This window comes from Candidatus Cloacimonadota bacterium (assembly GCA_020532085.1).
Taxonomy (GTDB): domain Bacteria; phylum Cloacimonadota; class Cloacimonadia; order Cloacimonadales; family Cloacimonadaceae; genus Syntrophosphaera.
The window spans coordinates 58,076-70,335 of record JAJBAV010000013.1 but is presented as its reverse complement, the minus strand read 5'-3'; the positions used below and the strand labels follow the sequence as shown (position 1 = coordinate 70,335).

Sequence of the window (12,260 nt, the reverse complement as noted above, 5' to 3'; positions counted from 1 at the left end):
CTGAAAATGAGGGAAACGGGATGGAATGAGGGCAAAATATGTGGATAACTGAGCTTTTTCAGGGTTCATGTTGGGAAATTCTGGAAAAATTGTGGATAACTACAAAGTAGATCCTGGAAAGCTGGACTCTTTGGTATTACGCAAAGGTCTTCCTCAATTAATAGCACTTTATCTGAAAAGAGGATGTTTGATGAATTTGATAGCTGAAACAGCAAGTCAAGCTGTGTTGGAGCATTCTTCTCTACCTCGCTTACAGCCTCAAAAAGTGTTTTTCTTATAGTAGTGGCGTTGTTCTGTTTGGTCACTAGCAATGTAGATCTAACATCATCTTTAGTAACAAGCCTTGGTGAATGTGTTGAAATCAACACCTGAAAGCCTATGTCTGATAGCGACTTCATCGCATCTCTAACATTATCAATTGCCTGTGGATGCATATATAACTCAGGCTCTTCAACTAGGAGCAATGTATTGTTAACGGTAGTGCTTTGGGATCGTTTCTGGTCGGCCAAGTATCTAATCAATCCCATTTGAATGGCTCGTTGTGCGCCATGCCCTAAAATCGAAATCTCTTTACCGGTGGTATCACCATCCTCGAAAGTAGAGATAGTTGCACTTTTTAGTATTTCCTTAAATTCTATCTCTGGAATCTGAGCCTTGATTCTCAAACCTGGGAAAAAGGTACTAATAACTCCCGAGACATCATCATCGAAGGATACTAATTCTTGAATTCTGTTGGTTCCTGAAGCAGAGAACAAATTCTGAAATGACGAAAAAGCCTGTGTAATGGTTTCATTATGTTCAGCTTGAATGTTATTGAAAATCGTGGAAAGCAGTTTTCCTATTGTAGTACTGGTTTTATACTTACTTGAGTCTTCTGCAGCGTCTTCCATAGCATTAATAAAGATTGGTTCTGGGAATAGAAGAGATATACCGGCTTCTATGCCCGTTGGGGAGTCTCTCCATTCTGAAGATCCATCAGCAGAGTTTTCAAACAAGACTTGAAGTTTTGAACTTGTGTTAGGAGTATTTTGAATTCTGCGGATTATCAACTTGCAGCCTTTTATATAAGGTTGCATAGCTGTTGCTTGGTTTTGTGGGAGTCTAGAAATAATTGGTTCATCGACTCCAGTGATGATACCCTCGACCGATACTGGTTTAGTTATGTCTTTGAAACACTCAGGGCCAAGAGTGCTCTTTTTAAAGAGCCAGCTAACAGCTTTGAGAATATTTGATTTTCCTGCATTGTTATAACCAACCATAACATTGTAGCTTTGCAGTGATATCTCAACTATTTCTACGGATTTGAAATTGGATATTATCACGTTTTCCAGTAAATGAGCCATTAAATCCTCCTTATTGGCTCTATCGAACCGTCTGGTAAGATACAAATTAAAATGTACGTATCTAACAACACTAAAAGGAAACAAGTATCTGTCAAGATGTTAATAGCCTATGATTTAAAAAAAGCCCAGATTATTGTTGATTAGAATGCCTCTGTAGAGTGGAATCATCCGGTTGATCCATTTTTGATTAGGGACTAGTTAAGTATAATGATAGACTGATTTCAGACCTCTTATAAATCTCTGACACCAACCGTTCTACACACACTGCGAGTATTCCGAACTGGTCTATTTTGTTGAGATTCAGGCATTTCCGAAACCAGTCTGAAATCAGTCCATATTTGACACAAAGCTGTCACAAACCAGTCCAAAGAAGTCCAAAACCACTGTGACATCTTTCCGAAAGCAGTCCTAAGCATCTCTGCACCAGATAAAGGCTTATGCCTCTTTGTCACAGTGATGGCTATATGACATTTGGGGTGTCACTTTATAGCTTCGTTGTTTGTTCTGAAGGCCCAGCCTTGCTGTCATTCCGGGGAAGGGGCTTCAGCCCCTGGGGCCCAGGAATCCAGGCCATGCGGGAATAGCCAAACCTTTTAACACAGAGGCACGGAGACACAGAGAAAAAGAGAAAAGGACTTTACCACAGAGCCACAGAGAAATAATCCGCGTGAATCATATTGATCCGCGTCATCAGCGTTCTATTATCTCTCTGTCCCTTTACGTTTCCTCTGCTTTTCTCTGTGTTAAAAAACATTTCCCCCATTTCTCTCCTTCTCTCTGTCTCTGTGTCTCCCCATCTCTGTGTCTCTGTGTTAAAAAAAGGCCCACACGGAAGTGCAGGCCCGATCTGTCATTCCGGGGAAGGGGCCCCGGAATCCAGTTCTTTGTTAGCTGTCTTGCGCCTCTTGCGCAGTTTGCGTTTCACGCACGCGGCGAGATTTCGACAACGTTCTTGAAACCCAGGCGATTGAAGACCAGTTCCAGCATGAGCAGGATGATCAGTTCGAAGAACGCCTGTTCATCGTCTTCCTTGATGATGGGGATATCCACCAGGTTGTTCACCTTGGTGGCCAGTTCCCGGGCGAGTTCTTTCAGCAGGTTCTCGTTCACTTGTCCCTCCTTTGTTTGGTTTTTTTACCTACGGATTCAACTGATTAAACGGATTCGACGGATTGGAGTGTTAATGTTCTTTCCTCCGCTTATGCTCTGCTTTTCTCTGTGTTTAATCTCTGCTATTCTCTGTGTTAAAATCCCTCTCTATCCCTCTGTCCCTCTGTTTTTATCCTTGTGCCTCGAGATGAATCTCGGGCACCCAACAAGCTGAAGCTTATGGTACATAACTCTGTCCCTCTGTCCCTCTGTTTTATAAATCCCATTGATCCTGTCGATCCTGTCATCCGCGTTCCTATTAATCTCTTTTTTTTTGTCCACTTTTCCCTTTTTCCGCGCTTTTCCGCGACGAATTAAAGAAGGGGCCGGTCTCCCAGCCCCTCATCCCTCCGGTTAGTAGGCTTCGGTGAGGTCGTCGTAGGTGCCGACCTTGTCCAGGTAGCCGTTGTCGATGGCGTTTTTCACGGTGCTCACGCTGGCGCCGGCCAGCTCGAAGTCCTCGACGGTGAGCGTGGCGAGGTCAACGCTGGGCGTATCCTCTTTCCAGGCGTACATCAGCTTGATCCACAGGGCGTAGTTGGTGGGCGGAAGCTGCGTTTTGGGGATGTTCTGGCTGCCGTTGCGCAGGCCGTACTCTTTGAGGTCGGCTTTGTACTCCGCCGAAGCGTTGGCCCACAGAATGGCCAGGTTGCTGCCCACGCTGCCCAGCGCCTCGTTGTTGGCGGTCAGCCGCGGATAGACGTACTCACGCCCGATGCAGAGCTTGTCGTCGCGGTAGGAACCATACACCATCTCGTCGATGGTGCCGCTGTAGGTGGCGATGCCGTATTTGAATCTTACCTTCATGGCTTTGTCCTCCTTATTTGGATTTGGAAGGATGCCCCTCCATGAATACAGGGTTACTCTCTGCGCCCCATCACTTTAGGCCGCTCTCTCACCGCCCCGGAAAAACTCTTTCTCCCTTTCTCTTTTTCTCCCATATTATGCCAAATATCTCTTGACTAATATCCGTCCTTCAATATCTTTGACCATATCCAAGCAAATAATATATCAAGGAGTTAGATGATGTACAAGGGCATTCTTGAACGAGGTAAGATCCCCGTCGATAAAGCCAGATCCACCCACCACCCAGACCCACTGTGTCATTCCGGGGAGGCGGGGTCCTCGCGGACGAGCGCAGCGAGTTCGTGGGGTGCCGAAGGGGCCCCGGAATCCAGACGGTCAAATCAAAACAACATCACAGACAAGGCGGGGTCGATACAGACTGCGTCTGTGGCGACACCCTCTGGGGGCATTACCCCGAAGGCCTGGATTCCGGGTCCCAACGTGCTGGCGCACGCTTCCCGGAATGACACAGCGGCTCCATCCTCGGACCAAAACGCCTCAATTCGTGAAATTGGTGTAATTCGTGGACAAAACATTAGTGAAATTCGTGGTCAGTCCCCGGAAGCCTTCCTCCGCCGCCACGCCCACCTCGGCGGCGCCAAAATCGTGGCCGTACTGCGTTCCACCCCCGGCCAGGTTTACAGTCCCCAGGAACTGGTCTGCCTCAGCCGCGGCGAATACCCCACGCCCGGCCAGCTTCACGCCCTGGACCTCGATCCCATCCCCCTGGCCGACACCCGCGCCCTGGCCGCCTACCTGAAGCGCCGAAACCAGCTTCGCGCCCAGATCGCCGCCGGAAACAACAACCCGGACCTCGCCTGGGAACTGGATTTCCTGGAGAAAGAACTCAAGCGCATCGGCAAACCCGGCGGCGAGATCAAAAACTCACGCCCCGAACGCGACAAGGCCTATCACAACCTCATGACCCAGCTCTGGCGCCTCTTCCGCGCCGCCCACAAGGAGGATCCCCCGCTTTGCGCCTGGCTGAAAACCCGGATCAAAACCGGCCGGCTGTTCGCGTGGATGGAGTGATGATTGAATGAATAGAGTAACATGATTATGGTCTTTTGTTGAGGTATTCAGATCAAGCATCTCTTCATTTAGAATAAATATTTCTTGACAAATATGATGTCATAACGTTGTTATGAAACTAAGGTTTTTTTCATGTGTTGGATAATGGATATAGTATGCTGCGTGGATATTTTGATATCTCAGATTATGAATCAACCCGGATAATTTCAACAATACTATCCTGGATGTTCTGCATTGTCTTGTTTACCAGCAGGAAACTGAGATGTATCACCTAAACTGGTTACAACTGAATCAGATAACAGAGATAAGGGAATATCTAGATAATGAAGTCAATGAGATTAAGTATCGCTTGTTTATACCACAACTTATGCGGAAATCAGGGTGGTATTTCTTCATAGATCGATTAAGCGGCAAGATAGATTACATAGGAGTTGGTGGTACACACCTAACTTACAATAATGAAAGCTCTATATATCAAAGGATTCAAAAGCACTTCCTTCTCAAATCGGAGTCATGTTTCCAAAGGTAGTTTTTTAAGAAAATAAAGGGATTAAAGTTATAAACAGCCAACAAGCCATGAGATTTCGAAAAGATTGGGTTAAAACCTTACAAGAAACCTACGATGTTTTGGTCATTTCAGCTCACGATAAAGAAATAGATGAGGATAGGCTTTACGTGGTGGAATCATTTCTGATCGGAATATTCCAACCTCGCTACAACAGGCAATGAAAATGAAAAAGTCTATTCAGACGATTACTATCATTTCATCAAGTTGATTATCTCTTAGAGGACAATATGGATATCTTTGATACCCCAATAACAGGACCTGGGCAAGATACTTTGGGTAGGAAAGAAACAGCCAGAAAATTTGCTGATTTGATACTAACCTGGAAACACCCTCATAGCATGAGCATTCTATTAAATGGCCCATGGGGCTGCGGTAAAACTTCTTTTATAAATTTATTGAAGTCCTATCTGAACGACAAGACAAAGGCAAGAGATAAGAAATCACATAGAAGAGGTGGGACGCTAGTTTTTGAATTCAACCCCTGGTTTTACACAAACAGCTCGGATGATCTGATTCCAGCTTTTTTTGAACAGCTAGCAGCTAACCTTACTAGTTCTCATCATAACACATATAGGCTTTCGCAGGACTTTTTGGTCTATGGAAAAACTTTATCTCAACAACCGCTGTTAAATACGATCCAAATTGTGGGATTTGTCATCAGCATATTTGCGTTCTTTGTTTCCTTAAACATTTTTAGAATCATTCCATATCCTCCGATTTGGGCAGGATGGATCATCATAGGACTTGGCGCCGTTGCTTCAATATATCTGATTATTGAATTCATTGCATTTATTGTCAGAGTGGGGAGCCCGGTTTCAAAATTAAACGATAAGATATCCAAAGCACTGGATAAACCTGATTCTCGAATCATTGTTATTTTAGACGATATAGATCGGCTTGAGGTCGCTGAGATAAAAAGTGTACTCCGTTTGTTAAGAATTTGTGCCGAGTTACCAAACTGCGTTTTTGTTATGGCTTGTGACAGTGAGATAGTACAGAAATGTCTTTCAGTTGCGGATTACGGCGTAGATGGACATGAATATTTAAAAAAGATCGTGCAGTTATGGATTGACATACCTCTCATTAGAGAGGGTCAGTTGGAAGAGTTGTTTAATTATGAGTTTGACGAGATTGTTAAAGGTCACAATATCACGAATATACAAAAACAATATCACGAAGATATGACGCATTGGGGATTTATGATTCGTGATGGATTCTTTGATCTGTTTCACAACCTTCGTGATGTTAAAGGAGTGCTGAACTTAATTGGATTAAACATACCCAAGTTTGTTGTTAATGGATTTCTTAATGTCAGCATACACGATTTTACGGTCATTGAGGCTATTAAATACTTTTCCCCAAGCTATCATCGTTATATCAGGAATCACAAATACTTCTATACAGGTAGCAATCCTCCGGGTCAAATTGTTATCGATGAAACCGCAAAAAATGAAGAAAACAAGGATATCAACAAACAAGCTGAAGACGTATTATCCACATCTACAAACGCTAACATTATCCAAAAACTCGTATGGAGAATGTTCCCGGAACTTGGCAAATATCGGAATGACTTCGATCGATCACCATATGTTGATTTGGACGAAATGGATCATAAGCAGAGAGTATGCCATCCCAATCATTTTGATAAATACTTCACATGGGATATTTTCAGCGTTGGTGATAGAATAATGCTTGCGGATATACATGAAATTTTGCAAAGTAAAAGCTTGGATACAGTAACTGATGTTTTTACAAGACATCTTGGGGACAACCTACTGGTCAAGCTGATCAAACGTCTCATGTCCGAGATAAAGAAATCAATAGATTACACTCAGTCATCTTTAAATATTATTCTATTAACGGCTTTTAATCTATCAGATACTACGCCTGACATACAGGAAGACTCATTGGATTTCGATGCTAAATGGTATTTAGGATTTCTGGTTGATCTTGTATTAGAGAAAATCGAGCAACCGAATAGGTTAAAGGCCATAATCAATGCGATAAAAGAAACTACTGGTGTATACGGTCCGGTACATTTAACTAACTCACTTCTCGATGATAGAAAAAAGGATCCATATGTAGTTCCTCTCGTCACACCTGATGAAATACAAGAAGTTAAAAAGGAAGCAATCTCATTGATTACAAGACATGCTTCCATACTTTTCGGTTTGAGAGATTTTCCCTTTATCTATAATTGCTGGGTTGATTGGGACGATTCAAGAAGCTGGAAGGCATTTATTGAGGATATCTACAAAGATAAGGACAAGCTGATTATGCTTGTATCCCGTATGAAAAGCAGAAGGTTTATTAATGGTGAAGAACAAGAATTTAGATTCAGTATAGAAGATCTCAGCAAGCATTACGACGTTAAACTAATTAACAACAGACTGATGTCAATCAAAGACAACGATCATAGTTTATACATAAGTAACCAGGAAATGATAGATATCTACCTGAGAGATCACCAATCATATGACTCATCCACTGTTAAGAAATGATATCATCAAGATTGTTGTGATTTAGGTCATTAGCAATGCAGATACATTATGATTGGTCAGGAAATAATCCTTGAAATCACTGCTGGTGTTCACGGATGAAGCGTTCAACGCTGATAAAAGTTACTCTCAGATATCTGGATTTCTGATCACACCATCCCAATACATTAGACTTAGAAATGAGGTTCTATCTAATTATGCAAAAAAGCATGAAGAAAGAACGGGGCAACGGCCAATGCGCTATTTACCAGGTTATCACTCAAGTGATTTCTGCCCTGAGTTGAACGACCATGAGAAATTCAAGGTATGGGATTACCTCCTCAAGAAAATTTATTCATATGCAGAAATTGTTTTCATACACGGAGTACATTCAACTCATAGTTTTTCAAATGTAATACCAAAGGGGAAAGAGGGTTATCTGGGCGATGTGTGGTTTAATCACCTATGTTACTTAAACTCCTATGCAGAAAAAAACTTCATTATTCCGATTATTGATTTGGGGCTCAATAAATCGTACTCAAATATGTATCAGATGTATTCAGGATCGCATAACAATTTGATGGGTGCTGTTGTAACTGGATATGGGACAATAGACTGTATTAAGAATTTTGGAAACATCTTAGAGCCTGTTTTCTGCAAAGATGAGTACTCTATTGGAGTACAAATGGCAGATCTAGTAGGTGCTTTTCAGTGGACAAATTCCAAGCTATATCCATCTGAGTCTAGATCTTGGTTTAAAACTAAGGCAGCAAGTATGTTTCTCAAGTACATAAAACGAAGAAAAACCAATTGCCTTTTCTATACGATCTCTTATGATACAATTAGTAAGCAAGCTAGTAACACATTTCACGATTCTTTCATCGCAGGCAAAAAAATATTAAATGAATCACATGACTAGCGTACAAGAGGCTAAATCCGATTTTGGATTTAAACTCAGACACGCTGCTCGCGTAAGTGTTCAATTTATAGAATCAGAGAGACGTGAGTGTGTCGAGCACGATTTATCCGGGTATTGAGCGCAGCATCAACTAGAATGGGATTACTATCATCAAACCAATGCTATGCATCGTTCGATATTCAGAAATCCTGTCAGAAACCACCTAAAAGCGTCCAGGTAAGGATGAGTAAGGATGTCCTACGATGCGACCGTTTTGCAGTTTTCGCTGCACAATTTGCAGATTTCGTTGTCACATAGCTTTAAACCTTACAAATCCGCGTTGGCAGAATCCGCTTGACAAATAAACTGAGTTGAAGATACATATATTTACGATGAGTTTATGGGAGGAAACATGAAAAAGTTAAGTTTGATTCTTGTTTTGCTGTGCGTTGCTCTTTCTTTCATCGGATGTGATTTGATGGAAAACAAGAAGGCCAAAGGCGAGGAATACTATCAGCAAGGCATGAAGTGTATTGACGATAGTCTCGAGAAGAAGGATTATGCGCGAGCTCTGAAATTGTTCACAAAAGCGGCTGAATCTGGTCACGCGGCAGGTCAGTATCAGCTTGGAAAACTCTATTATTTCGGGGATGGTACTCCTCAGAACGATAGTGAAGCCTTCAAGTGGTTAAGTTTAGCAGTTGAACAAGGAAACGCTGATGCACTGAGAAATTTAGGCTATATGTATTATGAAGGCCGTGGAGTAAAAAAAGACTACTCAAAAGCCTTGGAATTGACGCGCCAAGCTGCAGAAAGAGGTAATGCTGTTGCACAGCACAATCTGGGTGTCAGTTATCGTGATGCCCTTGGAGTAAAGAAAGATATGGGAGAAGCGCTGATTTGGTTCAGAAAAGCTGCCAGCCAAAATTTTGCAAGTTCCCAGGTTAATTTAGGCTGGTGTTATGAAAACGGCGAAGGAGTAGAAAAAGACATCAAAGAAGCAGCCAAGTGGTATCAAAAGGCAGCAGATCAAGGTGATGCCTATGCTCAGAATGCAATAGCAATTCTATATGAAGAAGGCAAAGGCTTGGTACAGAACCAAGGTGAGGCAATAAAGTATTATCGCCTTGCTGCGGAACAGGGATATTCTTACGCTCAAAACAACCTTGGAATCTGCTATGAAAACGGGCAGGGCGTGGAAAAAAGTAATACTGAGGCGTATTATTGGTATCTTTTGGCCGCTGCTGGGGGCAACGAAGATGGATTAAACAATAGAGATAGAATCAGCGAAACACTTGGTAAAGAAAAGCGAGAGGAGATCCAGGCAAAGGCCTCAAAGTGGATGGAGGAGAATCCTCCAAAGGACTGAAAAACTGCTCAGATCATCGCTGTTTGAGCCTGACTCTCAGATCTAATGATTTCTTGCCCTAACCGAGTTTTTGTCCGACAGTTTTGGGGGTTATTCAGCAAATTCGACGGTGTAAATTACTTTATCCAGGTCAGATTTCCAGATATCGGCTTCTGATACCCTGTACGAGGTTGTGATAGTATAACTGCGATCGTAATCGTAGAAGATGTATAGGGTCACAAAAACTGGTTTTTGATACGGGCCTGTTCTTAAATATGATACTTTCAGAGCATCTGTCCCATTGATGTTTACGACCTCGCAGGGGTACATTTCAAGCACCTGGATTGTTGGTCCTTGTTGTGCCATCCCTTCTTCAAAATATGTTTTCAATTCTTCCAATTCGGCTTTTGAAAACACCAGCTTGTCATCCAAACAGGGAAAGTCCCCTGCATTAACTTGCTCCGTGTTTACTAGAATCCTGGCATATCTGTCAAACGCTTTCCCTTCGTAATCGTTGAGCCCCTGTTGGTGCACCACAACCCGGCTGAGATCACTGGTGACGTTTAAAATCTCTTTGGCGAGCGTCTCTTTGAACTCCCTGTGCGCTTCGTTCTCAAGCTCCATTGTTGGAGGATATTGAAAGGTACAGACGCCAGGCAAAGAGACAGTCACCCAGCCATCGTAACTTGCGGCGCTTTTTCGCGCTGGCTTGCTCCCATTTATTGCATTGCAGCCAACAGCGTATGCGCTTAGAATAGCGCATAATAGAATAACTACTATCTTCTTTTCTATCATGTCGAAACCCCTTTTATTACTCTTTCGTATATCCATCGAATCAGTTTTTACTACAAGACACCATGAATACATCTTGGGATATCAATAGCCATTGGTGGCTAAAACACGTAACACAGATATTCCAATAATTATCGCGAATATGATAACGATGTATGCAATGATTCTCCTCAGTCCTATAATACGATGCCGTACAACAAAGCTGCCTTCTTCATCCCAAAATGTCTTTCCAGTCGTCGCCAACTTCTTCATCGACCACAGCATTGAGAAAACACCAAGATAAGGTACTCCAATAGCCATGCCGGCAGTATAAACACCAAACTCCCTTTTTAGTAGCTGCCTAAAGGAGATAGGAGTTCCATCCGCGTTTGCCAGACTTATTTTCATAAGTGCCTTTCCGGATGTTGATCCGAACAAACTGTGTATTCCTGCTTGATAAAAGCAAAAAACGAACATAGAGAAAATACTTATTGGGAAAAATAGAGGGGAATATTCTAAAGAATTCATGGTAGCAGGGTCTAATAGAAAGTAAGTGGCTGGAAGAGTAAATACCACTTGGAAGATTAACAGATCTAGAATTCTGGCCCAATATCTGATCCATGGTCTGATTTGATAACATTCCACCACCGCCTCTTTTGTTAACTCTGTATGACCTTCCTCTGAATCTTCAGCATTTATCTGCTCTTCTCCGTGAGATGCGCGTTCCTGAAGCCCTAATGACAAGTTGGTTCTCTTGGCTATCCTGGAATACTTTGTCAGTATGATCACGAACAAAGCAATTATCAGAATAGCTGGCAATAAGGAAATGAGAATATGCATTGTATCCCCCCTGTTAAACAAATTTAGTATGTATTGTGATATCCATATTTCCTACCAGCGTTTACCAATACATAACTGAGTCGACTACGGGGAGATTCAATGTGTCGATAAACGCTGATTCCTCAAAGTCAAGTTCTTTTGTAGCGATCCTGCTGTTCCTAAATCCGTCCTTGTAAGCCTGGGCTTTCACTATGGCTGGAGGTTGTCCCCATAGCGAAATAGGTTCGGTGTAAACTGAAGATGATGTATTGGGGTCCGGAGGCTCTTCTCCCTCCCAGCCTATCGTATAGGCCACTTCCGCGCCATAGGTTTTCGTCCCGATGATGATCTTGCCGTCATCCAAAGCGATTTCAGGGATTTTACACTGAGGTTCGCCAATCAGATCACACCCCGCCATAGCAAGCATGCAGAGTGTGGCCAAGACCAATTGAAATGATTTACTCATAGCTTGAAACTCCTTAATTTTCATAATGCGTGAAGACAACATTGTGTCAAGATGTTTTTTTCAGGGCTGGGTTAATGCAACGAATTGAACATGGATGAGCGTTATGTGTTTACCACTACTATTGTGCCACACCTTGATTGTGAAAGACTTCCCCACGCGCTACTGACCTCCCGCCCATGTTCGGCTGCGGACATGGCTTGGGCGTTGCTTGGGGATGAGCGGGGCTTCTGCGATTGAGGGGGAAATGGATCACATCAGCGAGACCGGCATAGCTTGCTGGGAACAAGGCTTACCTTTCCAGCTAACCATTCACAAATCCACACGAGTTCTTTCCCATCCTCTACCTACCGCAGTAGGTAGAGAGTAGGTAGAGAGCCCTGAAATGAAGGCTGCATATGTGTTAGAGGTATACAGAGTCACAAAAAACGGTCCTCTTATATCTGGAAATGTGAGAGTAGGTAGGGAAGTAATGTAATATATAATAAAATATAAATCTATAATATATTATATATATCTATATATATCTACAATAGTTAGTTAGCA

Annotated in this window: 10 protein-coding genes; 4 read left to right on the top strand and 6 right to left on the bottom strand. The window is 42.7% G+C overall.

The window, feature by feature from the left end:
* Nucleotides 1-65: 65 nt before the first annotated feature.
* The 3 genes from LHW45_05105 to LHW45_05095 all read right to left on the bottom strand — a co-directional run bounded on the left by LHW45_05105 (nucleotide 66) and on the right by LHW45_05095 (nucleotide 3,299).
* A complete protein-coding gene (locus LHW45_05105; GenBank protein MCB5284953.1) occupies nucleotides 66-1,343 on the bottom strand; it encodes an AAA family ATPase in 1,278 nt (425 codons plus the stop codon).
* 921 nt (nucleotides 1,344-2,264) lie between these two features.
* Complete coding sequence (locus tag LHW45_05100) at nucleotides 2,265-2,453, bottom strand: hypothetical protein (protein MCB5284952.1); 189 nt, start codon at nucleotides 2,451-2,453, stop codon at nucleotides 2,265-2,267.
* 393 nt (nucleotides 2,454-2,846) lie between these two features.
* Nucleotides 2,847-3,299 (bottom strand): hypothetical protein, encoded by a 453-nt coding sequence (locus LHW45_05095; GenBank protein ID MCB5284951.1) that lies wholly within the window; start codon nucleotides 3,297-3,299, stop codon nucleotides 2,847-2,849.
* 480 nt (nucleotides 3,300-3,779) lie between these two features.
* On the opposite strand from LHW45_05095, the gene LHW45_05090 reads away from it, so the two are divergent.
* The 4 genes from LHW45_05090 to LHW45_05075 all read left to right on the top strand — a co-directional run bounded on the left by LHW45_05090 (nucleotide 3,780) and on the right by LHW45_05075 (nucleotide 9,682).
* Entirely contained in the window at nucleotides 3,780-4,370 is a 591-nt protein-coding gene (locus tag LHW45_05090; GenBank protein MCB5284950.1) for a hypothetical protein, read from the top strand.
* A gap of 795 nt (nucleotides 4,371-5,165) precedes the next feature.
* The gene (locus LHW45_05085) at nucleotides 5,166-7,439 is read left to right on the top strand and encodes a hypothetical protein (GenBank protein MCB5284949.1); all 2,274 of its coding nucleotides are present in this window, start codon (nucleotides 5,166-5,168) and stop codon (nucleotides 7,437-7,439) included.
* 70 nt (nucleotides 7,440-7,509) lie between these two features.
* On the top strand, nucleotides 7,510-8,334 hold the full coding sequence (locus tag LHW45_05080; protein ID MCB5284948.1) for a hypothetical protein: 825 nt from the start codon (nucleotides 7,510-7,512) through the stop codon (nucleotides 8,332-8,334).
* Between the two features lie 391 nt (nucleotides 8,335-8,725).
* On the top strand, nucleotides 8,726-9,682 hold the full coding sequence (locus tag LHW45_05075; GenBank protein MCB5284947.1) for a sel1 repeat family protein: 957 nt from the start codon (nucleotides 8,726-8,728) through the stop codon (nucleotides 9,680-9,682).
* A 90-nt stretch (nucleotides 9,683-9,772) separates the two neighbouring features.
* On the opposite strand, the gene LHW45_05070 is transcribed toward LHW45_05075, so the two are convergent.
* The 3 genes from LHW45_05070 to LHW45_05060 all read right to left on the bottom strand — a co-directional run bounded on the left by LHW45_05070 (nucleotide 9,773) and on the right by LHW45_05060 (nucleotide 11,717).
* Nucleotides 9,773-10,456: a hypothetical protein gene (locus tag LHW45_05070; GenBank protein MCB5284946.1), complete on the bottom strand. Its 684-nt coding sequence runs from the start codon at nucleotides 10,454-10,456 to the stop codon at nucleotides 9,773-9,775.
* A gap of 81 nt (nucleotides 10,457-10,537) precedes the next feature.
* Complete coding sequence (locus LHW45_05065) at nucleotides 10,538-11,272, bottom strand: RDD family protein (GenBank protein MCB5284945.1); 735 nt, start codon at nucleotides 11,270-11,272, stop codon at nucleotides 10,538-10,540.
* Nucleotides 11,273-11,333: 61 nt separating this feature from the next.
* Entirely contained in the window at nucleotides 11,334-11,717 is a 384-nt protein-coding gene (locus LHW45_05060; protein ID MCB5284944.1) for a hypothetical protein, read from the bottom strand.
* Nucleotides 11,718-12,260 lie beyond the last annotated feature (543 nt).